Raw genomic sequence first — 24477 nt, forward strand, 5'->3', positions numbered from 1 at the left:
TACCCCTTACTTAGCAGCTTTTTTACGAGGCGCAGGTGCTTGCGGCTTCAGCTCTTCTTGGCGACCACCAATTACTTCGCCTTTGAAGATCCAAACCTTCACACCGATCACACCGTAAGTGGTGTGAGCTTCGTAGGTGGCATAGTCGATATCGGCACGCAGGGTGTGCAGTGGCACACGACCTTCGCGATACCATTCAGTACGTGCGATTTCAGCACCGCCGAGACGACCGCTCACTTGGATTTTGATGCCTTTGGCACCAATGCGCATGGCGTTCTGTACAGCGCGCTTCATAGCACGGCGGAACATTACGCGACGCTCCAGCTGCTGAGCTACGCTCTGCGCAACCAGCATACCGTCGAGCTCCGGCTTGCGGATCTCTTCGATATTGATGTGCACAGGCACACCCATTTGCTTGGTCAGGTCCTGACGCAGCTTCTCAACATCTTCACCTTTCTTGCCGATCACGATGCCGGGACGAGCGGTGTGGATGGTGATGCGTGCAGTTTGAGCCGGACGATGGATATCGATACGGCTTACGGACGCGCTTTTTAGTTTGTCTTGGAGATACTCACGCACATTCAGATCTGCGAGCAAATAGTCCGCATAAGTCCGACCGTCTGCGTACCAGACGGAGGTGTGCTCCTTGACGATTCCCAGGCGAATGCCAATGGGATGTACTTTCTGACCCATCTCTTCGACTCCGTTACTTGTCAGCAACCTTGACAGTGATATGGCAAGACCGCTTGACGATGCGATCAGCACGGCCTTTGGCACGTGGCATGATGCGCTTCAGCGAACGCCCTTCGTTGACGAAAACGGTGGAGACCTTCAGGTCATCAACGTCTGCGCCTTCGTTATGCTCGGCGTTGGCTACGGCCGACTCCAGCACTTTCTTCATGATCTCGGCGGCTTTCTTACTGCTGAAAGCCAACAGGTTGAGCGCTTCGCCCACCTTCTTCCCGCGGATCTGGTCGGCGACCAAGCGGGCTTTCTGGGCGGAGATTCGAGCGCCCGACAACTTAGCGGCTACTTCCATCATTCCTTACCCCTTAACGCTTGGCTTTCTTGTCAGCCACGTGCCCGCGATATGTACGGGTACCGGCGAACTCGCCCAGTTTGTGGCCGACCATGTCTTCGTTCACGAGAACTGGAACATGTTGACGACCGTTATGCACAGCAATGGTCAGACCGACCATTTGTGGCAGGATCATGGAACGGCGCGACCAGGTCTTAACTGGTTTGCGATCGTTCTTTTCCGCCGCCACTTCGATCTTCTTCAGTAGGTGAAGATCAATAAAAGGACCTTTTTTCAGAGAACGTGGCACTGTCGTATCCCTCTATTTACTTGCGACGACGGACGATCATTTTGTCGGTACGCTTATTACCACGAGTCTTCGCGCCCTTAGTCGGGAAGCCCCATGGCGATACCGGATGACGACCACCAGAGGTACGACCTTCACCACCACCATGTGGGTGGTCAACCGGGTTCATGGCAACACCACGAACGGTTGGGCGAACGCCACGCCAGCGTTTGGCACCAGCTTTACCCAGCGAACGCAGGCTGTGCTCGGAGTTCGAGACTTCGCCCAGGGTCGCACGGCACTCAGCCAGCACTTTACGCATCTCACCAGAGCGCAGACGCAGGGTCACGTAGACACCTTCGCGAGCGACCAACTGAGCCGAAGCACCAGCCGAACGAGCGATTTGCGCGCCTTTACCTGGCTTCAGTTCGATGCCGTGTACGGTGCTACCAACTGGAATGTTGCGCAGTTGCAGAGCGTTGCCCGGCTTGATCGGCGCCAAAGCACCTGCGATCAGCTGGTCGCCAGCACTCACACCCTTAGGGGCGATGATGTAGCGACGCTCGCCATCTGCGTACAGCAGCAGAGCGATGTGAGCAGTACGGTTTGGATCGTATTCGATACGCTCGACAGTGGCAGCGATGCCATCTTTGTCGTTGCGACGGAAGTCGACCAGACGGTAATGCTGCTTATGACCACCACCAACGTGACGAGTGGTAATACGGCCATTGTTGTTACGACCACCAGACTTCGACTTCTTCTCGAGCAGCGGTGCGTGAGGAGCGCCTTTATGCAGCTCCTGGTTGACCACCTTGACCACAAAACGGCGGCCAGGGGAAGTCGGTTTGCATTTAACGATTGCCATGATGCACCCCTTCCTTACTCAGCACTGCTGCTGAAATCGAGATCTTGGCCTGGCTGAAGGGAGATAACTGCCTTCTTCCAGTCATTACGCTTGCCCAGACCGCGAGCGGTACGCTTGCTCTTACCCAGAACATTCAGGGTAGTAACGCGCTCCACTTTCACGCTGAACAGGCTTTCGACGGCCTTCTTGATTTCCAGCTTGGTTGCATCAGTAGCAACCTTGAAAACGAACTGGCCTTTCTTGTCTGCCAGAACCGTAGCCTTCTCGGAAACGTGCGGGCCAAGCAGAACTTTAAATACGCGTTCCTGGTTCATCCCAGCAGCTCCTCGAATTTCTTCACGGCCGACACAGTGATCAACACTTTGTCGTATGCGATCAGACTAACTGGATCGGAACCTTGCACGTCACGTACATCAACGTGAGGCAGGTTACGAGCAGCCAGGTACAGGTTCTGATCAACAGCGTCCGACACGATCAGAACGTCGGTCAGGCTCATGTTGTTCAGTTTGCCCAGCAGATCTTTGGTCTTCGGAGTTTCAACAGCGAAATCCTGAACCACGACCAGACGATCAGTACGCACCAGCTCAGCAAGGATGGAACGCATTGCTGCGCGATACATCTTCTTGTTCAGCTTCTGGGAGTGATCCTGAGGACGAGCTGCGAAAGTGGTACCGCCGCCACGCCAGATTGGGCTACGGATAGTACCGGCACGAGCACGGCCAGTACCTTTCTGACGCCATGGGCGCTTGCCGCCACCGGAAACGTCGGAACGGGTCTTTTGCTGCTTGCTACCTTGACGGCCGCCGGCCATGTAGGCCACGACTGCTTGGTGAACCAGCGTCTCGTTGAATTCGCCGCCAAATGTCAGTTCGGAAACTTCGATCGCTTGAGCGTCATTTACATTTAATTGCATGTCAGCTTCCCCTTAACCGCGAGCCTTGGCCGCCGGACGTACAACCAGGTTGCCGCCAGTAGCGCCAGGAACAGCACCCTTGACCAACAACAGATTGCGTTCAGCGTCGACGCGCACTACTTCCAGGGACTGCACGGTCACGCGCTCAGCGCCCATATGACCGGACATTTTTTTGCCCTTGAATACACGACCAGGAGTCTGGCACTGGCCAATAGAGCCCGGGACGCGGTGGGAAACGGAGTTACCGTGGGTGTTATCTTGACCGCGGAAATTCCAACGCTTGATGGTACCGGCGAAGCCTTTACCTTTCGACTGACCGGTAACATCTACCAGTTGGCCAGCTGCGAAGATTTCTGCATTGATCAGATCGCCAGCTTGGTATTCGCCTTCTTCAAGACGGAATTCCCAAACGCCACGACCAGCAGCAACGTTCGCTTTAGCGAAGTGACCTGCTTGAGCAGCAGTCACGCGCGAAGCACGACGCTCACCTACAGTGACTTGCACTGCACGATAGCCATCGGTTTCTTCAGTTTTGAACTGGGTGACGCGATTCGGCTCGATCTCAATGACCGTGACCGGAATGGAGACACCTTCTTCGGTGAAAATACGGGTCATACCGCATTTACGACCGACTACACCAATAGTCATGTTGTAAACCTCATGAGTGTACGGGGCTTTCACCCGCTATGGCCGCCCATTTCAGAGCGTTACACGACTAAGACCGAGTCTTAGCCGAGGCTGATCTGCACTTCCACACCTGCCGCAAGATCAAGCTTCATAAGTGCGTCAACGGTTTTATCCGTTGGCTGGACGATGTCCAGGACACGCTTATGAGTACGGATCTCGTACTGGTCACGCGCGTCTTTGTTGACGTGCGGAGAGACCAGAACGGTGAACCGCTCTTTACGGGTAGGCAGTGGAATTGGACCACGCACTTGAGCACCAGTACGTTTCGCGGTTTCCACGATTTCCTGGGTGGATTGGTCGATCAGGCGATGGTCGAAAGCCTTCAACCTGATACGGATTTGCTGATTTTGCATTGGATTTCAGACTCCAGGCTGCTATTCCCACCGGGCGCAATACGCCCGTTAAAAGGAGGCGCAATTCTATAGACGGCCCCACAGAGTGTCAACCCAATAAAAAAGCCCCCGCAAGCGGGGGCTTCTTCATGAGTCGTCGATTACTCGATGACTTTGGCTACGACGCCGGCGCCGACGGTACGACCGCCTTCACGGATAGCGAAACGCAGACCATCTTCCATCGCGATGGTTTTGATCAGAGTGACAGTCATCTGGATGTTGTCACCTGGCATTACCATTTCAACGCCTTCTGGCAGCTCGCAGTTACCAGTCACGTCAGTAGTACGGAAGTAGAACTGTGGACGGTAGCCTTTGAAGAACGGAGTATGACGGCCGCCTTCTTCTTTGCTCAGAACGTAAACTTCAGCGGTGAACTTGGTGTGAGGCTTAACGGTGCCTGGCTTAACCAGAACCTGACCACGCTCAACGTCGTCACGCTTGGTACCACGCAGCAGAACGCCGCAGTTCTCGCCAGCACGACCTTCGTCGAGCAGTTTGCGGAACATTTCAACGCCGGTGCAGGTAGTTTTCTGAGTGTCGCGCAGACCAACGATCTCAACTTCTTCCTGGATGCGAACGATACCACGCTCAACACGGCCAGTTACCACGGTGCCACGACCGGAGATCGAGAACACGTCTTCGATTGGCATCAGGAACGGCTTGTCGATAGCACGCTCTGGCTCTGGGATGTAGGTGTCCAGAGTTTCTACCAGACGCTTAACGGCGGTGGTACCCATTTCGTTGTCGTCTTGGCCGTTCAGAGCCATCAGAGCCGAACCGATGATGATCGGAGTGTCGTCGCCTGGGAAGTCGTAAGTGCTCAGCAGATCGCGCACTTCCATCTCAACCAGTTCCAGCAGCTCAGCGTCGTCAACCATGTCAGCCTTGTTCAGGAAGACAACGATGTACGGAACGCCTACCTGACGGGACAGCAGGATGTGCTCACGAGTTTGTGGCATCGGACCATCGGCAGCCGAGCAAACCAGGATCGCGCCGTCCATCTGGGCAGCACCGGTGATCATGTTTTTGACGTAGTCGGCGTGACCTGGGCAGTCAACGTGCGCGTAGTGACGAATGTGCGAATCGTACTCTACGTGAGCAGTGTTGATAGTGATACCACGAGCCTTTTCTTCTGGGGCGCTGTCGATCTTGTCGAAGTCAACACGAGCCGAACCGAAAACTTCGGAGCAAACGCGAGTCAGAGCAGCAGTCAGAGTGGTTTTACCGTGGTCAACGTGACCGATGGTGCCAACGTTGACGTGCGGTTTGTTACGTTCAAATTTTTCTTTAGCCACGACAATAAACTCCTAGCCTAAAGGGGAGACTGAATCAGCCTTGTTTTTTAACGAGAGCTTCGACGATGTTCGACGGAGCTTCGGCGTATTTGGAGAATTCCATGGAGTAGCTCGCGCGACCCTGAGACATGGAACGAACGTCAGTTGCATAACCGAACATTTCACCCAGTGGTACCTCGGCGCGGATCACCTTGCCGGACACCGAGTCATCCATACCCTGAATCAGACCACGACGACGGTTCAGGTCACCCATCACGTCACCCATGTAGTCCTCTGGGGTTACTACTTCAACCTTCATGATCGGCTCGAGCACAACACCGCCGCCCTTCTGGGCCAGCTGCTTGGTCGCCATGGAGGCCGCCACCTTGAACGCCATCTCGTTGGAGTCGACGTCGTGGTAGGAACCATCGAACACGGTAGCCTTCAGGCCGATCAGCGGATAGCCGGCAACGACGCCGTTCTTCATCTGCTCTTCGATACCCTTTTGGATAGCCGGGATGTATTCCTTAGGAACCACACCACCAACAACTTCGTTGGTGAAGACCAGACCTTCGGTGATGTTGCCGCTCGCGTCGACGTCCGGCTCCGAGAAACGGATCCAGCAGTGACCGAACTGACCACGACCACCCGATTGACGAACGAACTTGCCTTCGATCTCAACGTTGCTCTTGGTGATCTTCTCGCGGTACGAAACCTGCGGCTTGCCGATGTTGGCTTCGACGTTGAACTCGCGCTTCATGCGGTCAACGAGGATATCCAGGTGCAGCTCACCCATACCGGAAATGATGGTCTGACCAGTCTCTTCGTCAGTCTTGACGCGGAACGACGGGTCTTCCTGAGCCAGTTTGCCCAGTGCAATACCCATCTTCTCCTGGTCCTGCTTGGTTTTCGGCTCTACTGCCACCGAAATTACAGGCTCAGGGAAGTCCATACGCTCAAGAATGATCTGCTTGTCGAGATCGCACAAAGTATCACCAGTGGTGACGTCCTTCATGCCGATCAGGGCAGCGATATCGCCTGCACGTACTTCCTTGATCTCTTCACGCTGGTTGGCGTGCATCTGCACCATACGACCAACGCGCTCTTTCTTGCCCTTGACCGAGTTGATCACGGAGTCGCCCGAGCTCAGGAAGCCCGAGTAAACGCGCACGAAAGTCAGAGTACCAACGAACGGGTCGGTAGCAATCTTGAATGCCAGAGCCGAGAACGGTTCAGCATCATCAGCGTGACGCTCGTCGTAATCCGCCTCTACCAGCTCATCCTTCGGCTTCTCGATGAGGTCCGGATGGATACCCTTGATCGCCGGGATCTCGGTAGGAGCAGGCAGGAAGTCGATAACGGCGTCGAGAACCAGGGGAACACCCTTGTTCTTGAACGAAGAACCGCAGACAGCCGGAACGATCTCGCTCGCCAGGGTGCGCGCACGCAGGCCAGCCTTGATCTCTTCTGGAGTCAGGTCACCTTCTTCAAGGTACTTGTTCATCAGCTCTTCGTTGGCTTCAGCAGCAGCTTCAACCATGTTGGAGCGCCACTCGGTAGCCAGGTCCAGCATATCAGCAGGAATTTCTTCCTCGCGATAGGTAGTACCCTTGTCGTCGTCGTTCCAGTAGATAGCCTTCATCTTGATCAGATCAACCTGACCTTCGAAGTTATCTTCAGCGCCGATAGCCAGCTGAACCGGAACCGGGGTGTGGCCCAGGCGATTCTTGATCTGACCAACAACGCGCAGGAAGTTAGCACCAGCACGGTCCATCTTGTTCACGTAAACAACACGTGGGACGCCGTACTTGTTGGCCTGACGCCATACGGTTTCGGACTGAGGCTCAACACCGGAAGTACCGCAGAACACAACGACCGCGCCGTCGAGTACGCGCAGAGAGCGCTCTACTTCAATGGTGAAGTCTACGTGGCCTGGGGTATCGATAACGTTGACACGATAGTTATCGTATTGGCCGCGCGAACCTTTCCAGAAGGTAGTTACAGCAGCGGAGGTAATGGTGATACCACGCTCCTGCTCCTGCACCATCCAGTCGGTGGTAGCAGCGCCGTCATGCACCTCACCCATCTTGTGGCTGAGACCTGTGTAAAACAGGATCCGCTCGGTAGTGGTAGTCTTGCCCGCGTCAACGTGGGCACAGATACCGATGTTACGGTAGCGGTTGATTGCTGTAGTACGAGCCATAAAGCCCTCGCAAAATGAATGATGCTGAGATTAGAAGCGGTAGTGCGAGAAAGCCTTGTTGGCTTCAGCCATACGGTGAACGTCTTCACGCTTCTTAACTGCAGCACCTTTGCCTTCGGCAGCGTCCAGCAGTTCGCCAGCCAAACGCAGAGCCATAGACTTCTCGCCGCGCTTGCGGGCGAAGTCTACCAACCAGCGCATTGCCAGAGCGTTACGACGGGACGGACGAACTTCGACCGGAACCTGGTAAGTAGCACCGCCTACACGGCGCGACTTCACTTCGACCAGCGGAGCGATGGCGTCGAGAGCTTTCTCGAAGATTTCCAGGGGATCGCTGTTCTTGCGCTCTTTAACTTTTTCCAGCGCGCCATAAACGATACGCTCGGCAACGGCTTTCTTGCCGCTCTCCATTACGTGGTTCATGAACTTGGCGAGGATCTGGCTTCCGTATTTCGGATCGTCCAGAATCTCACGTTTGGCTGCTACGCGACGTCTTGGCATTGATAAGCCCTCAAACGGTCTTCAGGTTAGCTCGGGACAGTTGATCCGATGGACGCGTGCCCGACCTTACTCTTATCGACTCAATATAATTAAAAACTGCAAAACGGCCGATTACTTCGGACGCTTGGTACCGTACTTCGAACGACCTTGGTTACGACCTTTAACGCCGGAGGTATCCAGGGAGCCGCGAACGGTGTGATAACGAACACCTGGCAAGTCTTTTACACGACCGCCGCGAATCAGAACGACGCTGTGCTCTTGCAGGTTGTGGCCTTCACCACCGATGTACGAGGAAACCTCGAAACCGTTGGTCAGACGCACACGGCATACTTTACGCAGTGCCGAGTTAGGTTTTTTCGGCGTAGTGGTATACACGCGAGTGCACACGCCACGACGTTGCGGGCAGTTCTGCAGCGCAGGCACGTCGGATTTCTCGACGATACGCTTACGCGGCTGACGTACCAGCTGGTTGATAGTTGCCATCTACTAGCTCCACTGTTGTCTTTCGACATAAACAAAATGGCAGAGCAGGAGCTCCACCAAATTTAGGGGTACAAGAGTCTAAAGAGGATCCCGTCCCCAGTCAAGGCAAGGCCCCGGCCTCTCCGATCAGTGAACCGCGACAAAAAATGTCTCGATTCTCAGTCGGAAAAACCGGGGCCTCATCTCAATCTACTGCAGACCTCAGTTACCGCTGGAGTTCAGCGCTTCAGTCAGTGCTGCTTCGACTTCGCTTGCGCTTACACGCAGTGGCTTGTCTGCATCACGACGGCGCTTACGCTCACTGTGGTAAGCCAGGCCGGTACCGGCCGGGATCAGACGACCCACGACCACGTTTTCCTTCAGGCCGCGCAGGTAGTCGCGCTTGCCGGTCACTGCTGCTTCGGTCAGAACACGAGTGGTCTCTTGGAAAGAGGCCGCCGAGATGAACGACTCAGTGGACAAGGACGCCTTAGTAATACCCAGCAGTACGCGGGTGAACTTGGAGATGAACTTGTCTTCAGCGCTCAGACGCTCGTTTTCTACCAGTACGTGAGTCAGTTCCATCTGGTCGCCCTTGATGAAGCTGGAGTCGCCGGATTCGGCAATCTCAACTTTACGCAGCATCTGACGCAGGATGGTCTCGATGTGCTTATCGTTGATCTTCACGCCCTGCAGACGATAAACGTCCTGGATCTCGTTAACGATGTACTTGGCCAGCGCACTCACACCCAGCAGACGCAGGATGTCGTGTGGATCGCTCGGACCGTCGGAAATAACTTCGCCGCGGTTCACTTGTTCGCCTTCGAAGACGTTCAGGTGACGCCACTTCGGAATCAGCTCCTCATACGGATCGCTACCGTCGTTCGGAGTGATGACCAGACGGCGCTTGCCCTTGGTCTCTTTACCGAACGCGATGGTGCCGCTGACTTCAGCCAGAATCGAGGCTTCCTTCGGACGACGAGCTTCGAACAAGTCGGCAACACGCGGCAGACCACCGGTGATGTCACGGGTCTTCGAAGTTTCTTGCGGAATACGAGCGATAACATCACCGATCGCAATCTGCGCACCGTCGGCAACACCCACAAGGGCGTTAGCCGGCAGGAAGTACTGGGCCGGTACGTCGGTACCTGGCAGCAGCAGATCCTTGCCATCCATACCCACCATCTTCACGGCTGGACGAATGTCCTTACCGGCAGCCGGACGGTCTTTGACGTCAAGTACTTCAATGTTGGTCATACCGGTCAATTCGTCAGTCTGACGCTTGATCGTGATGCCTTCTTCCATGCCCACGTAGGTCACGGTACCTTTCATTTCGGTAACGATTGGGTGAGTGTGCGGATCCCACTTGGCCACGATGGCACCAGCGTCGACCTTATCGCCTTCCTTCACCGAAATCACAGCACCGTAAGGCAGCTTGTAGCGCTCGCGCTCACGACCGAAGTCGTCGGCAATTGCCAGCTCGCCCGAACGCGACACGGCAACCAGGTGACCATCCACCCGCTCAACGTGCTTCAGGTTATGCAGACGGACGGTACCGCCATTTTTCACCTGTACGCTGTCCGCTGCCGAGGTCCGGCTTGCCGCACCACCGATGTGGAACGTACGCATCGTCAACTGGGTACCCGGCTCACCGATGGACTGGGCAGCGATTACGCCAACCGCTTCACCGATGTTCACCAGGTGACCACGAGCCAGGTCGCGACCGTAGCACTTGGCACAGATGCCATAACGGGTTTCGCAGCTGATCGGCGAACGCACGATCACTTCGTCGATGCTGTTCAGCTCGATGAACTCAACCCACTTCTCGTCGACCAGAGTGCCCGCAGGAACGATGACGTCCTCGGTACCCGGCTTGAATACGTCACGGGCGATAACACGACCCAGAACGCGCTCACCCAGAGGTTCTACAACGTCACCGCCTTCAATGTGCGGAGTCATCAGCAGACCGTGCTCGGTGCCGCAATCGATCTCGGTTACAACCAGATCCTGCGCCACGTCTACCAGACGACGAGTCAGGTAACCGGAGTTCGCAGTTTTCAACGCGGTATCCGCCAGACCTTTACGAGCACCGTGAGTCGAGATGAAGTACTGGAGTACGCTCAGACCTTCACGGAAGTTCGCAGTAATCGGCGTTTCGATGATGGAGCCATCCGGCTTGGCCATCAGACCACGCATACCGGCCAACTGACGGATCTGTGCAGCGGAACCCCGCGCACCCGAGTCAGCCATCATGTACATCGAGTTGAACGACTCTTGCTCGACTTCTTCGCCGTGACGGTCAATGACCTTCTCTTTCGAGAGGTTGGCCATCATCGCCTTGGATACTTCGTCGTTAGCCTTCGACCAAAGGTCGATCACTTTGTTGTACTTCTCGCCCTGGGTTACCAGGCCGGAGGCGTACTGGCTCTCGATTTCCTTCACTTCGTCGGTGGCGGCACCGATGATGCGGGCTTTTTCATCCGGGATAACGAAGTCGTTAACGCCGATCGAAACGCCGGAAATGGTCGAGTAAGCAAAACCGGTGTACATCAACTGGTCAGCGAAGATCACGGTCTCTTTCAGACCCACCACGCGGTAGCACTGGTTGATCAGCTTGGAGATCGCTTTCTTCTTCATCGGCAAGTTGACGACGTCGAAAGACAAGCCTTTTGGCACAACCTGGAACAACAGCGCACGGCCGACAGTTGTGTCGACGATACGGGTGGTGCTCACGCTGCCGCCATCGCGATCATTGACGGTTTCGTTGATACGAACCTTGATCTTGGCGTGCAGAGCAGCTTCGCCGGCGCGGAATACGCGGTCGACTTCCTGCAGGTCGGCGAACACACGACCTTCGCCTTTGGCGTTGATCGCTTCACGGGTCATGTAGTACAGACCCAATACAACGTCCTGCGACGGAACGATGATTGGCTCACCGTTGGCTGGCGACAGAATGTTGTTGGTCGACATCATCAACGCACGCGCTTCCAGCTGGGCTTCCAGCGTCAGCGGAACGTGCACGGCCATTTGGTCGCCGTCGAAGTCGGCGTTGTACGCCGCACAGACCAGAGGGTGCAGCTGGATAGCCTTACCTTCGATCAGTACCGGTTCAAACGCCTGGATGCCCAGACGGTGAAGGGTCGGTGCACGGTTGAGAAGCACTGGGTGTTCGCGAATCACTTCAGCGAGAACGTCCCAGACCTCTGGCAGCTCGCGCTCGACCATCTTCTTGGCAGCTTTAATGGTCGTGGCCAGGCCACGCATTTCCAGCTTGCCGAAAATGAACGGCTTGAACAGCTCGAGAGCCATCTTCTTCGGCAGACCGCACTGGTGCAGACGCAGGGTCGGACCTACGGTAATTACCGAACGACCGGAGTAGTCAACGCGCTTACCGAGCAAGTTCTGACGGAAACGACCTTGCTTACCCTTGATCATGTCAGCCAGGGACTTCAGAGGACGCTTGTTCGAACCGGTAATAGCGCGGCCACGACGACCGTTGTCGAGCAAGGCGTCGACGGCTTCCTGCAACATACGCTTTTCGTTGCGCACGATGATGTCCGGAGCGGACAGATCCAGCAGGCGCTTCAAACGGTTGTTACGGTTGATCACTCGACGATACAGGTCGTTGAGGTCGGAAGTCGCAAAGCGACCGCCATCCAGCGGAACCAGTGGACGCAGATCTGGCGGCAGAACCGGCAGAACGGTCAACACCATCCACTCTGGCAGGTTGCCGGAGCCTTGGAAGGCCTCCATCAACTTCAGACGCTTGGACAGCTTCTTGATCTTGGTTTCCGAGTTGGTTTGCGGAATCTCTTCACGCAGACGGCCAATCTCGTGCTCCAGGTCGATAGCGTGCAGCAGCTCGCGGACAGCCTCGGCACCCATGCGGGCGTCGAAGTCATCACCGAACTCTTCCAGCGCTTCGAAGTACTGCTCGTCGTTCAGCAGCTGCCCCTTTTCCAGGGTGGTCATGCCTGGATCGATAACAACGTAGCTCTCGAAGTAGAGAACGCGCTCGATATCACGCAGGGTCATGTCCATCAGCAGGCCGATACGGGACGGCAACGATTTCAGGAACCAGATGTGGGCAACCGGCGAGGCCAGCTCGATGTGCGCCATGCGCTCACGACGAACCTTGGCCAGTGCAACTTCAACGCCGCACTTCTCGCAGATCACGCCGCGATGCTTCAAGCGCTTGTACTTACCGCACAAGCACTCGTAATCCTTTACCGGGCCAAAGATCTTGGCGCAGAACAGGCCGTCACGCTCAGGCTTGAACGTACGGTAGTTGATGGTTTCCGGCTTTTTAACTTCACCGAACGACCACGAACGGATCATCTCAGGCGAGGCCAATCCGATACGGATGGCGTCGAACTCTTCGACTTGACCCTGGTTTTTCAGCAAATTCAGTAGGTCTTTCAAGGCCTTTCCTCCTGGCGGAGCAGAGAGCGGGCAATCCTGCCCCGCTCTCGATTCGCGTCACGTGTTATTCGGTTTCCAGATCGATATCGATGCCGAGGGAACGAATTTCTTTGATCAACACGTTGAAGGACTCGGGCATGCCCGGCTCCATACGGTGATCGCCGTCCACGATGTTTTTGTACATCTTGGTACGACCGTTCACATCGTCCGACTTCACTGTGAGCATTTCTTGCAGAGTGTATGCAGCACCGTATGCTTCCAGTGCCCAGACCTCCATCTCCCCGAAACGCTGACCACCGAACTGCGCCTTACCACCCAGCGGCTGCTGGGTAACCAGGCTGTACGAACCGGTAGAACGAGCGTGCATCTTGTCGTCTACCAAGTGGTTCAGTTTCAGCATGTACATGTAGCCAACGGTAACTGGACGCTCGAACTTGTTGCCGGTACGGCCGTCGGTCAGCTGCATCTGGCCGCTCTCTGGCAGGTCCGCCAGTTTCAGCATGGCCTTGATTTCGCTTTCCTTGGCGCCGTCGAACACCGGAGTGGCCATTGGCACACCGCCGCGCAGGTTGTTCGCCAGATCCAGAATCTCCTGATCGGAGAAGCTGTCCAGGTCTTCGTTGCGACCGCCGATCTGGTTGTAGATTTCGTCCAGGAAGGTGCGCAGCTCCGCCACCTTACGCTGCTCTTCAACCATGCGGTTGATCTTCTCGCCCAAACCTTTGGCCGCGAGGCCCAGGTGAGTTTCGAGAATCTGACCAACGTTCATACGCGAAGGTACGCCCAGCGGGTTGAGGACGACGTCGACCGGGGTGCCATTGGCATCGTGCGGCATGTCTTCAACCGGCATGATCACGGAGACCACACCCTTGTTACCGTGACGACCGGCCATCTTGTCGCCCGGTTGGATGCGACGACGGATTGCCAGGTAGACCTTGACGATTTTCAGCACGCCTGGAGCCAGGTCATCGCCCTGCTGCAGTTTGCGCTTCTTGTCTTCGAACTTGTCGTCCAGCAGACGGCGGCGGTCAACGATGTAGGCCTGAGCCTTCTCGAGCTGCTCGTTCAGAGCATCTTCAGCCATGCGCAGTTTGAACCACTGGCCGTGCTCAAGACCGTCGAGAACTTCGTCGGTGATTTCCTGGCCTTTCTTCAGACCGGCGCCGCCTTCGGCTTTATGGCCGACCAGAGCGGAGCGCAAACGTTCGAAGGTCGCGCCTTCCACGATGCGGAACTCTTCGTTCAGATCCTTGCGGATCTCGTCGAGCTGGCTCTTCTCGATGGACAGAGCACGAGCGTCACGCTCAACGCCGTCACGAGTGAAGACCTGTACGTCAATGACAGTACCCTTGGTACCGGTAGGCACACGCAGGGAGGTGTCTTTAACGTCGCTGGCTTTCTCACCGAAGATCGCACGCAGCAGCTTCTCTTCCGGAGTCAGTTGAGTCTCGCCTTTCGGAGTGACCTTACCGACCAGGATGTCGCCTGCGCCAACTTCAGCACCTACATAAACGATACCGGCTTCGTCCAGCTTGTTCAGTGCAGCCTCACCCACGTTCGGGATGTCTGCAGTGATTTCCTCTGGGCCAAGCTTGGTGTCACGAGCCACGCAGGTCAGTTCCTGGATGTGGATCGTGGTGAAGCGGTCTTCCTGAACCACACGCTCGGACAGGCAGATGGAGTCTTCGAAGTTGAAGCCGTTCCATGCCATGAACGCGATACGCATGTTCTGACCCAGTGCCAGCTCACCCATGTCGGTGGACGGACCATCGGCCATGATGTCGCTGCGCTGTACCCGATCACCCTTTCTCACCAGCGGACGCTGGTTGATGCAGGTGTTCTGGTTGGAGCGGGTGTACTTGGTCAGGTTGTAGATATCAACACCGGCTTCGCCAGTCTCAACTTCGTCATCCGCAACACGAACCACGATACGGCTGGCATCGACCGAGTCGATCACGCCGCCACGGCGAGCCACAACGCAAACACCGGAGTCACGGGCAACGTTGCGCTCCATGCCGGTACCTACCAGCGGCTTGTCGGCACGCAGTGTCGGTACAGCCTGGCGCTGCATGTTGGAACCCATCAATGCACGGTTGGCGTCGTCGTGCTCGAGGAACGGGATCAGCGACGCTGCAACCGAAACTACCTGCTTCGGCGAAACGTCCATCAAGGTGACGTCTTCCGGCGCCTTGACAGTGAATTCGTTCAAGTGACGAACAGCTACCAGCTCATCGATCAGCTGACCTTTGTCGTTCATGGTCGCCGAAGCCTGGGCGATCACGTGATCGGCCTCTTCGATGGCGGACAGGAACACAATCTCGTCGGTAACCAGAGCGTCTTTCACCACACGGTACGGGCTCTCAAGGAAGCCATACTGGTTGGTGCGCGCATAGGCCGCCAGGGAGTTGATCAGACCGATGTTCGGACCTTCCGGCGTTTCGATCGGGCATACACGACCGTAGTGAGTCGGGTGTACGTCACGAACCTCAAAACCTGCGCGCTCGCGCGTCAGACCACCTGGGCCGAGTGCAGAGACACGACGCTTGTGGGTGATCTCGGAGAGCGGGTTGTTCTGGTCCATGAACTGCGACAGCTGGCTGGAACCGAAGAACTCTTTCACTGCCGCCGCCACTGGCTTGGCATTGATCAGGTCTTGCGGCATCAGGCCTTCGCTTTCGGCCATCGACAGACGCTCTTTGACCGCACGCTCTACACGTACCAGGCCAACGCGGAACTGGTTCTCGGCCATTTCGCCTACGCAGCGAACACGACGGTTACCCAGGTGGTCGATGTCATCGACGATGCCTTTACCGTTACGGATGTCGACCAGAGTTTTCAGTACGGCAACGATGTCTTCTTTGCACAGCACGCCAGAACCTTCGATCTCGGTACGACCGATCCGACGGTTGAACTTCATCCGGCCAACGGCGGACAAGTCATAGCGCTCAGGGCTGAAGAACAGGTTGTTGAACAGAGTCTCGGCTGCATCTTTGGTCGGCGGCTCGCCAGGACGCATCATGCGATAGATCTCGACCAGCGCTTCCAATTGGTTGCTGGTGGAGTCGATCTTCAGAGTGTCGGAAACGAACGGACCGCAGTCGATGTCGTTGGTGTACAGAGTTTCGATGCGAACAACCTGAGCCTTGGCGATTTTTGCCAGAATTTCAGTGTTCAGCTCGGTGTTGCACTCTGCCAGGATTTCGCCGGTAGCCGGATGCACGATAGCCTTGGCGGTGGTACGACCCAGGACGTAGTCCAGAGGTACATCCAGCTCCTTAATACCGGCTTTTTCCAGCTGGTTGATGTGACGAGCGGTGATACGACGACCCTGCTCGACAATAACCTTGCCCTTGTCATCCTGGATGTCCAGAACGGCAATTTCACCACGCAGGCGCTGAGGCACCAGCTCCAGGCTCAGGCTCTCGCCTTTCACATGGAATACGTTGGTGGTGTAGAAAGCGTCCAGCACTTCTTCAGTGGTGTAACCCAGCGCGCGCAGCAGAACCGACGCAGGCAGCTTGCGGCGACGGTCGATACGGACGAACACGCAGTCTTTCGGGTCGAACTCGAAGTCCAGCCACGAACCGCGGTACGGAATGATCCGCGCAGAGTAAAGCAGCTTACCGGAGCTGTGCGTCTTGCCACGGTCGTGGTCGAAGAATACGCCAGGGGAACGGTGCAGCTGGGAAACGATTACACGCTCGGTACCGTTGATTACGAAGGTACCGTTCTCAGTCATCAGGGGGATTTCACCCATGTAGACTTCTTGCTCTTTGATGTCCTTGATCGCTTTGTTCGACGATTCTTTGTCGAAAATGATCAGACGGACTTTTACCCGCAAAGGTACGGCGTAAGTCACACCACGCAACACGCATTCTTTAACATCAAACGCCGGTTCGCCCAGGCGATAACCGACATACTCCAACGCAGCATTGCCGGAGTAGCTGATGATCGGGAAAACGGATTTGAAGGCCGCATGCAGGCCCACGTCGCGGAACTGATCTTTAGTCGCTCCCGCTTGCAAGAATTCACGATACGAATCCAGCTGGATGGCCAGGAGGTACGGCACATCCATGACGTCCGGCAACTTGCTAAAGTCCTTGCGGATACGTTTTTTCTCAGTATATGAGTAAGCCATCAGCGTTCCCCAGCTTGGTCACCTGCTTATTCGGCTTCTCCCGACGGGAGCAGCCAGAAAATCGTGCAAACCCTTTGGTTTGCGCCACCGCACAGGGTGGGTTACAGCACGTTAAAGGCACCGACCCAGTCGGTCGCCAATAACGGAAAAAGGCCGGTGGCAAAAGCCACCAGCCATCAGCCGTTCGCTTAACGCTTGGGCTGGAGACACAAAGTCGATGCTTACTTGAGCTCGACTTTAGCGCCTGCTTCTTCCAGAGCTGCTTTGGCTTTTTCAGCTGCTTCTTTAGCAACAGCTTCCAGAACCATGGCAGGAGCGCCGTCAACTACAGCCTTGGCTTCTTTCAGGCCCAGACCGGTCAGTTCACGTACAGCCTTGATCACGTTAACTTTCTTCTCGCCAGCTTCGGTCAGCATGACGTTGAATTCAGTTTGCTCTTCAACAACAGCGGCAGCAGCAGCTGGGCCAGCGGCGGCAACAGCAGCGGTAACGCCGAAGGTTTCTTCCATTGCCTTGATCAGCTCAACAACTTCCAGAACGGTTTTCTGGCCGATTGCTTCGATGATTTGCTCGTTAGTCAGAGACATGACTATAAATTCCTGTATTGGGGTGACAGCCTACGCAGCCATCAAATTAAACATATGATTTTGAAAGGGCTTGCGGTGCCTTAGGCAGCAGCAGCTTCTTTCTGGTCGCGAATAGCCGCCAGAGTACGAGCCAGCTTGCTGGTAGCGCCTTGAATCACGCTCATCAGCTTCGCAATAGCTTCGTCGCGAGTTGGCAGCGAAGCCAACACGTCGATCTCGTTTGCTGCGAGGTACTTGCCCTCGAACGCAGCTGCCTTGATCTCGAACTTGTCCTGACCCTTTGCGAACTCTTTGAAAATACGAGCGGCAGCGCCCGGATGTTCCTTGGAGAATGCAATCAGGGTAGGGCCGACGAACGCGTCGTTGAGCACGTCATATTGAGTGCCTTCAACAGCGCGCTTGAGCAGGGTGTTACGTACAACACGTACGTAAACGCCAGCTTCGCGGGCCTCTTTACGGAGTCCGGTCATTGCGCCTACTGTCACGCCGCGGGCATCAGCCACAACAGCAGACAGAGCGACTTTGGCAGCCTCGTTGACTTCAGCGACGATGGCCTTCTTGTCTTCGAGTTTAATTGCCACGGGTTTAACTCCTGCTTGTTACCGTTTCATCCAACCGGAGCTGGATGTCGTTTTGGTGTCTGATTCGGTAAGGAACCGGGAGCACCATCTGCGTAGGCTTGAGGTTTAAGACTTGCGTCGCCTACGGTCTTGGATAGCCCCCGCCAGGCAGGGACCCCAATTTTTCAGCGGATGCAATCACTTGCATCCGCTTGTGTCTTATACGTCCAGCGAACCCTGGTCGATGACCAGACCTGGGCCCATAGTGGTGCTCAGGGTAACGCGCTTGACGTAGATGCCTTTCGAAGAAGCTGGCTTGATACGCTTCAGGTCAGCGATCAGGGCTTCAACGTTTTCCTTCAGCTTGACGGCGTCGAAGCCGACCTTGCCAACGGAAGTGTGGATGATGCCGTTTTTGTCGGTGCGGTAACGAACCTGGCCAGCCTTGGCGTTCTTGACTGCCGAAGCTACGTCTGGAGTAACGGTACCGACTTTCGGGTTAGGCATCAGGCCACGAGGACCCAGAACCTGACCCAGCTGACCTACAACGCGCATTGCATCCGGGGAAGCAATAACTACGTCATAGTTCAGGTCGCCGCCTTTCATTTCGGCAGCCAGATCATCCATACCTACGCGGTCTGCACCGGCAGCCAGAGCAGCTTCAGCAGCTGGACCCTGGGTGAACACAGCTACACGTACAGTCTTGCCAGTGCCGTGCGGCAGCACAGTAGCGCTACGAACAACCTGGTCAGATTTACGTGGGTCTACGCCCAGGTTCACAGCAACGTCTACGGACTCGCTGAACTTAACGGTCGACAGCTCGGTCAGGAGAGCGGCGGCTTCTACGAAGTTGTAGGCCTTGCCTGCTTCAATCTTGCCGGCGATAGCCTTTTGGCGCTTGGTCAGCTTAGCCATTACACACCCTCCACGTTAAGGCCCATGCTACGAGCAGAACCGGCGATAGTACGCACGGCTGCATCCATATCAGCTGCAGTCAGATCCGCGTTTTTGGTTTTCGCGATCTCTTCCAGCTGAGCACGGGTAACGGTGCCAACCTTAACGGTGTTCGGACGAGCGGAACCGCTGGTCAGACCAGCAGCTTTCTTCAGCAGAACCGAAGCAGGGGTGCTCTTAGTTTCGAAAGTGAAGCTGCGGTCACTGTAAACAGTGATGATCACAGGAGTCGGCAGACCTGGCTCAAGACCCTGAGTACGGGCGTTGAAAGCCTTGCAGAATTCCATGATGTTCACGCCGTGCTGACCCAGAGCCGGACCAACGGGCGGGCTTGGGTTGGCCTGAGCGGCCTTAACTTGCAGCTTGATGTAAGCAGTAATCTTCTTAGCCATGAGGCACTCCAATTACGGGTTCAGACGCCTAGAAAGGCTCCCCGGTTACTTGCGCGTTTATCCCAGTGACGACAAAACCCCACAGCCTAAGGCTGCGGGGTATGGGATTCTCGTCCAGTTATGCCTTCTCGACCTGACTGAACTCTAGCTCTACCGGAGTAGAGCGACCGAAAATGAGCACAGCCACCTGAATACGGCTCTTTTCGTAGTTAACTTCTTCGACCGTGCCATTAAAGTCAGCGAATGGACCGTCAGTAACACGAACCACTTCACCCGGCTCAAACAGGGTCTTGGGCTTAGGCTTATCACTACCATCAGCGACGCGACGCAGAATCGCCTCCGCTTCTTTATCAGTAATAGGAGCCGGCTTATCGGCAGTACCACCGATAAAGCCCATCACACGAGGGGTATCCTTGACCAAGTGCCAAGTACCCTCATTCATATCCATCTGAACCAGCACATAGCCTGGAAAGAATTTACGCTCGCTTTTGCGCTTCTGGCCGTTACGCATCTCAACCACTTCTTCAGTGGGAACCAGAATTTCGCCGAAGCCATCTTCCATGCCAGCCAGCTTCACACGCTCGATCAACGAGCGCATTACATGCTTCTCGTAACCCGAGTAAGCATGCACAACGTACCAACGCTTAGCCACGGGACACCCTTAGCCAACAATCAAGGAAACAAGCCAGCCGAGCAGGGAATCTAGCCCCCACAACAGCAACGCCATAACCAGAACCACAGCCACAACAATCAAAGTGGTTTGCGTGGTTTCTTGGCGAGTAGGCCATACGACTTTACGAATCTCAGTGCGCGCTTCCTTAACCAGCACAAAGAACGACTTGCCCTTTGCAGTTTGCAGACCAACAAAGGCAGCAACAGCAGCAATAGCAAGCAGCGCTAGGACACGGTACAGGATCGGCGAAGCAGAGTAGTACTGATTGCCAACAACACCAACAATCACCAAAGCGACCACAACGAGCCACTTGAGCAGATCGAAGCGAGAGCCTTGAGCTTCAGCTTTAGGAGTCATCTATGAAGATCCTGTGAAAAGAAAGCCAGACACATTGAGTGAATCTGGCAGGTCAGGAGGGAATCGAACCCCCAACCTACGGTTTTGGAGACCGTCGCTCTGCCAATTGAGCTACTGACCTAAAAACAAAATCAGGCCGACCATTATGTCGGCCCGATGGAGATATTTCAAGAGCTTATTCGATGACTTTGGCCACGACGCCGGCGCCGACGGTACGACCGCCTTCACGGATAGCGAAACGCAGACCATCTTCCATCGCGATGGTTTTGATCAGAGTGACAGTCATCTGGATGTTGTCACCTGGCATTACCATTTCAACGCCTTCTGGCAGCTCGCAGTTACCAGTCACGTCAGTAGTACGGAAGTAGAACTGTGGACGGTAGCCTTTGAAGAACGGAGTATGACGGCCGCCTTCTTCTTTGCTCAGAACGTAAACTTCAGCGGTGAACTTGGTGTGAGGCTTAACGGTGCCTGGCTTAACCAGAACCTGACCACGCTCAACGTCGTCACGCTTGGTACCACGCAGCAGAACGCCGCAGTTCTCGCCAGCACGACCTTCGTCGAGCAGTTTGCGGAACATTTCAACGCCGGTGCAGGTAGTTTTCTGAGTGTCGCGCAGACCAACAATCTCAACTTCTTCCTGGATGCGAACGATACCACGCTCAACACGGCCAGTTACCACGGTACCACGACCGGAGATCGAGAATACATCTTCGATTGGCATCAGGAACGGCTTGTCGATAGCACGCTCTGGCTCCGGGATGTAGGTGTCCAGAGTTTCTACCAGACGCTTAACAGCGGTGGTACCCATTTCGTTGTCGTCTTGGCCGTTCAGAGCCATCAGAGCCGAACCGATGATGATCGGAGTGTCGTCGCCTGGGAAGTCGTAAGCGCTCAGCAGATCGCGCACTTCCATCTCAACCAGTTCCAGCAGCTCAGCGTCGTCAACCATGTCAGCCTTGTTCAGGAAGACAACGATGTACGGAACGCCTACCTGACGGGACAGCAGGATGTGCTCACGAGTTTGTGGCATCGGACCATCGGCAGCCGAGCAAACCAGGATCGCGCCGTCCATCTGGGCAGCACCGGTGATCATGTTTTTGACGTAGTCGGCGTGACCTGGGCAGTCAACGTGCGCGTAGTGACGAATGTGCGAATCGTACTCTACGTGAGCAGTGTTGATAGTGATACCACGAGCCTTTTCTTCTGGGGCGCTGTCGATCTTGTCGAAGTCAACACGAGCCGAACCGAAAACTTCGGAGCAAACGCGAGTCAGAGCAGCAGTCAGAGTGGTTTTACCGTGGTCAACGTGACCGATAGTACCCACGTTAACGTGCGGCTTATTACGTTCGAACTTTTCCTTAGCCATCGAAATCACCCCTAGGAGAAGAATTAAGCAACTCACACAAGCCATTAAAACAAAGGCAGATATTTTCATATCTGCCTTGTTATATGGAGCTCTTGAGCGGATTTGAACCGCTGACCTCACCCTTACCAAGGGTGTGCTCTACCAACTGAGCTACAAGAGCAAAACACTTTGCAAAATCCGCAAACTTGGAGCGGGTAGCGGGAATCGAACCCGCATCATCAGCTTGGAAGGCTGAGGTTCTACCACTAAACTATACCCGCGGAGCCTGCAGCTCTCGCTAAATCTGGTGGAGGGGGAAGGATTCGAACCTTCGAAGTCGTAGACGTCAGATTTACAGTCTGATCCCTTTGGCCGCTCGGGAACCCCTCCTAAGCGAGGCAGCATTCTATACTATGCCACCCTTCTGTCAAGCATTTTCTCAATTAAATCTTGAGGTTAGCTGCATTGACCTAACTCTTTAGCTTCAACCTCAAGAGGTCTTCACTGCGGAGCGGGCGCCATTCTATGCAACCTATTCGACAGTTGCAACCCCCTCACACGGCATTATTTTATGTTTTAACTCATTGAATTCCTTAGCAAGGCTCAGCAACTGAGGATCATCCACTAGATGCTTGCTTTCAGGAGATATGCGCAACCAAAAACCTGATGAACCAGGGGCATTCAAAGCCTGCAATTTGACCTCGACACCCAACTCACCGAGACGCCGCTCAAGCCCCTGAGCCGACTCTCGACGCACAAAGCCCCCCAGATACAGACAACCTGCCTCCGCATCTGCCACCCGCCCCTTATCACGTCGCTCGACCGCGTCAGTAGACTCGCTCAGCAGTCGAATATCCTGCTGAGATCCTCGATAAAGTGAGAGCGGCATCACTTCTTTTGCCCGAAGCGGGGCCTCCTGCTGATGCCAGACGTAGTAGAAAACATTGAGTACCAATAACAGCAGAAACAACCAACGCATAAACACCTCACGACAGCGGACGCGCCACAGCCAATCCAATTAGCGCTAGCCAGAGCTCAAGAGTCGTCGCACAACCTCAAACTAAGCTCTCCACCGCTATATACCTTTTCCTCGCCCCCCACCTTAAGGCGCAGCCCTCCCTGGCGATCAACTCCCAGAACGACCCCATCAACTTTAGTTACACCCGCTATCAGAGACACTGCGCGCCCCTGCCATAGGTGGTTTTGCTCCCACTCATGCTGGATAGCTGAAAACCCCTGCAAGCGATGACGCTCCAGATAAGCGGCCAGAACCTCGCCCAGACGAGCGACAAGCTGATTTCGATCCATGATCTTGCCAGACTCGAGCCTTACCGAAGTCCATTCCTGATCGACCTCCTCAGAACCTTGCATGTTCACATTGATCCCAACACCAATGACGACATGACATACATCTGCAGGATCACCCACCAACTCAAGAAGTATTCCAGCAATCTTTTTCTGACCGACCAAGACATCATTTGGCCATTTCAGCCCCGCACCTGGAACGCCACAGCCTCGAAGAGCCTGCATCACAGCCAGGCCCACAACCAGACTCAGCCCCTCCAACTGCCGCATACCACCATCAACTCGCAACACAAGGCTGTAGTAAATGTTCTCAGCGAAGGGACTGACCCACTTACGACCGCGCCGACCGCGCCCCGCTGTTTGTCGCTCAGCTAGAACCAGGAAGGGAGCAATACATCCACGCTCGATCGAGCGCAGCGCCTCGGCGTTTGTCGAGTCCAGAAAATCAAAAACCTGGACCGCCCAGGGGGCATCGGGGGAAAGACGATTAATTTTCTCTGCGCTTAACAACGTAATGGGGGAGGCCAGGCGGTAACCACGGCCTCGCACCTTATGAATATCGAGCCCCAACTCCGCCTCAAGAAGCTGTAATTGCTTCCATATAGCACTACGAGTAACACCCAACGCACCCCCAAGGGCTTGCCCTGAGTGAAATTGCCCATCCTTAAGAAGCTCTAACAACGTCGACATGCAAGCTCCGCCTTACAATGAGGCTGGAATGATAGCTATGCCCCAAGCCATTGCATAGAAATCACCGTAGGCAAAGGGCTTCAGAGGGAGATCGAAGCGCTGGCAACCGTAGCCGAGCGGTCATGGCCGGCCGCAGCAGCGCAACTTTTCTGCAGCGCAAAAACAAAACCCCAACTGCTTTCGCAATTGGGGTTTCGGAATTTAATCTTGACGATGACCTACTCTCACATGGGGAAACCCCACACTACCATCGGCGATGCATCGTTTCACTTCTGAGTTCGGGATGGGATCAGGTGGTTCCAACGCTCTATGGTCGTCAAGAAATTCGGTAGCCAGTCCGTTGCTTATGCAACGTGCCAGCGAATGGGTATGTAATAGGTTTGTGTGCTTTGTGAGCGGTGCAAACTTTCGGTTCGTTTCGTCTTCACACACCGCAACTCGCTTCTTAAG

23 protein-coding genes, 4 tRNA genes and 1 rRNA gene are annotated in these 24477 nt (G+C 55.2%); all 28 read right to left on the bottom strand.

What is annotated here, in order from left to right; all coding sequences use genetic code 11:
• Positions 1 to 6: 6 nt before the first annotated feature.
• A complete protein-coding gene (rpsC, locus tag PST29_RS27125) occupies positions 7 to 693 on the bottom strand; it encodes a 30S ribosomal protein S3 (RefSeq protein ID WP_007924192.1) in 687 nt (228 codons plus the stop codon).
• Positions 694 to 706: 13 nt separating this feature from the next.
• Positions 707 to 1039, bottom strand: a complete 333-nt coding sequence (gene rplV, locus PST29_RS27130) for a 50S ribosomal protein L22 (RefSeq protein WP_003103908.1) — start codon at positions 1037 to 1039, stop codon at positions 707 to 709.
• Between the two features lie 13 nt (positions 1040 to 1052).
• Entirely contained in the window at positions 1053 to 1328 is a 276-nt protein-coding gene (gene rpsS / locus PST29_RS27135) for a 30S ribosomal protein S19 (RefSeq protein WP_002555486.1), read from the bottom strand.
• 16 nt (positions 1329 to 1344) lie between these two features.
• Positions 1345 to 2169: a 50S ribosomal protein L2 gene (gene rplB, locus PST29_RS31345; protein ID WP_011063775.1), complete on the bottom strand. Its 825-nt coding sequence runs from the start codon at positions 2167 to 2169 to the stop codon at positions 1345 to 1347.
• 14 nt (positions 2170 to 2183) lie between these two features.
• Complete coding sequence (gene rplW / locus PST29_RS27145; RefSeq protein ID WP_002555488.1) at positions 2184 to 2483, bottom strand: 50S ribosomal protein L23; 300 nt, start codon at positions 2481 to 2483, stop codon at positions 2184 to 2186.
• Positions 2480 to 3082: a 50S ribosomal protein L4 gene (rplD, locus tag PST29_RS31350; RefSeq protein WP_007924200.1), complete on the bottom strand. Its 603-nt coding sequence runs from the start codon at positions 3080 to 3082 to the stop codon at positions 2480 to 2482. The genes rplW and rplD overlap by 4 nt, the downstream gene beginning before the upstream one ends.
• Before the next feature lie 12 nt (positions 3083 to 3094).
• Positions 3095 to 3730: a 50S ribosomal protein L3 gene (gene rplC / locus PST29_RS27155; protein WP_007924205.1), complete on the bottom strand. Its 636-nt coding sequence runs from the start codon at positions 3728 to 3730 to the stop codon at positions 3095 to 3097.
• 80 nt (positions 3731 to 3810) lie between these two features.
• Positions 3811 to 4122 (bottom strand): 30S ribosomal protein S10, encoded by a 312-nt coding sequence (gene rpsJ / locus PST29_RS27160; protein WP_003186070.1) that lies wholly within the window; start codon positions 4120 to 4122, stop codon positions 3811 to 3813.
• 140 nt (positions 4123 to 4262) lie between these two features.
• Positions 4263 to 5456 carry an elongation factor Tu gene (tuf, locus tag PST29_RS27165; RefSeq protein ID WP_060841339.1) on the bottom strand — a complete coding sequence of 398 codons (1194 nt, stop codon included), beginning with the start codon at positions 5454 to 5456 and terminating at the stop codon, positions 4263 to 4265.
• Positions 5457 to 5490: 34 nt separating this feature from the next.
• Positions 5491 to 7638 carry an elongation factor G gene (gene fusA, locus PST29_RS27170; protein ID WP_060841340.1) on the bottom strand — a complete coding sequence of 716 codons (2148 nt, stop codon included), beginning with the start codon at positions 7636 to 7638 and terminating at the stop codon, positions 5491 to 5493.
• Between the two features lie 30 nt (positions 7639 to 7668).
• A complete protein-coding gene (rpsG, locus tag PST29_RS27175) occupies positions 7669 to 8139 on the bottom strand; it encodes a 30S ribosomal protein S7 (protein WP_007925959.1) in 471 nt (156 codons plus the stop codon).
• A gap of 111 nt (positions 8140 to 8250) precedes the next feature.
• On the bottom strand, positions 8251 to 8622 hold the full coding sequence (gene rpsL / locus PST29_RS27180; protein ID WP_003186084.1) for a 30S ribosomal protein S12: 372 nt from the start codon (positions 8620 to 8622) through the stop codon (positions 8251 to 8253).
• Between the two features lie 201 nt (positions 8623 to 8823).
• A complete protein-coding gene (gene rpoC / locus PST29_RS27185) occupies positions 8824 to 13023 on the bottom strand; it encodes a DNA-directed RNA polymerase subunit beta' (protein WP_060841341.1) in 4200 nt (1399 codons plus the stop codon).
• Positions 13024 to 13087: 64 nt separating this feature from the next.
• A complete protein-coding gene (gene rpoB, locus PST29_RS27190) occupies positions 13088 to 17161 on the bottom strand; it encodes a DNA-directed RNA polymerase subunit beta (RefSeq protein WP_016968678.1) in 4074 nt (1357 codons plus the stop codon).
• A 221-nt stretch (positions 17162 to 17382) separates the two neighbouring features.
• Entirely contained in the window at positions 17383 to 17748 is a 366-nt protein-coding gene (gene rplL / locus PST29_RS27195; RefSeq protein ID WP_060841342.1) for a 50S ribosomal protein L7/L12, read from the bottom strand.
• An 80-nt stretch (positions 17749 to 17828) separates the two neighbouring features.
• Positions 17829 to 18329 carry a 50S ribosomal protein L10 gene (gene rplJ, locus PST29_RS27200; protein ID WP_016968679.1) on the bottom strand — a complete coding sequence of 167 codons (501 nt, stop codon included), beginning with the start codon at positions 18327 to 18329 and terminating at the stop codon, positions 17829 to 17831.
• Positions 18330 to 18527: 198 nt separating this feature from the next.
• On the bottom strand, positions 18528 to 19223 hold the full coding sequence (gene rplA / locus PST29_RS27205) for a 50S ribosomal protein L1 (protein ID WP_011063782.1): 696 nt from the start codon (positions 19221 to 19223) through the stop codon (positions 18528 to 18530).
• Positions 19223 to 19654 (bottom strand): 50S ribosomal protein L11, encoded by a 432-nt coding sequence (gene rplK / locus PST29_RS27210; protein WP_003176435.1) that lies wholly within the window; start codon positions 19652 to 19654, stop codon positions 19223 to 19225. Before rplK ends, rplA begins: the two co-directional genes overlap by 1 nt.
• 118 nt (positions 19655 to 19772) lie before the next feature.
• Positions 19773 to 20306, bottom strand: a complete 534-nt coding sequence (gene nusG, locus PST29_RS27215; RefSeq protein WP_002555501.1) for a transcription termination/antitermination protein NusG — start codon at positions 20304 to 20306, stop codon at positions 19773 to 19775.
• 9 nt (positions 20307 to 20315) lie between these two features.
• Positions 20316 to 20684: a preprotein translocase subunit SecE gene (secE, locus tag PST29_RS27220; protein WP_016968680.1), complete on the bottom strand. Its 369-nt coding sequence runs from the start codon at positions 20682 to 20684 to the stop codon at positions 20316 to 20318.
• A gap of 45 nt (positions 20685 to 20729) precedes the next feature.
• A tRNA-Trp gene (locus tag PST29_RS27225) sits at positions 20730 to 20805 on the bottom strand.
• Positions 20806 to 20859: 54 nt separating this feature from the next.
• Positions 20860 to 22053, bottom strand: a complete 1194-nt coding sequence (gene tuf / locus PST29_RS27230; RefSeq protein ID WP_060845179.1) for an elongation factor Tu — start codon at positions 22051 to 22053, stop codon at positions 20860 to 20862.
• Positions 22054 to 22137: 84 nt separating this feature from the next.
• Positions 22138 to 22213: transfer RNA gene (locus tag PST29_RS27235), tRNA-Thr, on the bottom strand.
• 26 nt (positions 22214 to 22239) lie between these two features.
• Positions 22240 to 22313 (bottom strand) — tRNA-Gly (locus PST29_RS27240).
• Positions 22314 to 22337: 24 nt separating this feature from the next.
• Positions 22338 to 22422, bottom strand: a tRNA-Tyr gene (locus PST29_RS27245).
• A gap of 142 nt (positions 22423 to 22564) precedes the next feature.
• Entirely contained in the window at positions 22565 to 23011 is a 447-nt protein-coding gene (locus PST29_RS27250; protein ID WP_060841344.1) for a hypothetical protein, read from the bottom strand.
• Positions 23012 to 23067: 56 nt separating this feature from the next.
• Complete coding sequence (birA, locus tag PST29_RS27255) at positions 23068 to 24027, bottom strand: bifunctional biotin--[acetyl-CoA-carboxylase] ligase/biotin operon repressor BirA (RefSeq protein WP_060844774.1); 960 nt, start codon at positions 24025 to 24027, stop codon at positions 23068 to 23070.
• Positions 24028 to 24232: 205 nt separating this feature from the next.
• A 5S ribosomal RNA gene (gene rrf, locus PST29_RS27260) occupies positions 24233 to 24348 on the bottom strand.
• Positions 24349 to 24477 lie beyond the last annotated feature (129 nt).

The sequence above is a fragment of the Pseudomonas sp. St29 genome, assembly GCF_001547915.1.
Taxonomy (GTDB): Bacteria; Pseudomonadota; Gammaproteobacteria; order Pseudomonadales; family Pseudomonadaceae; genus Aquipseudomonas.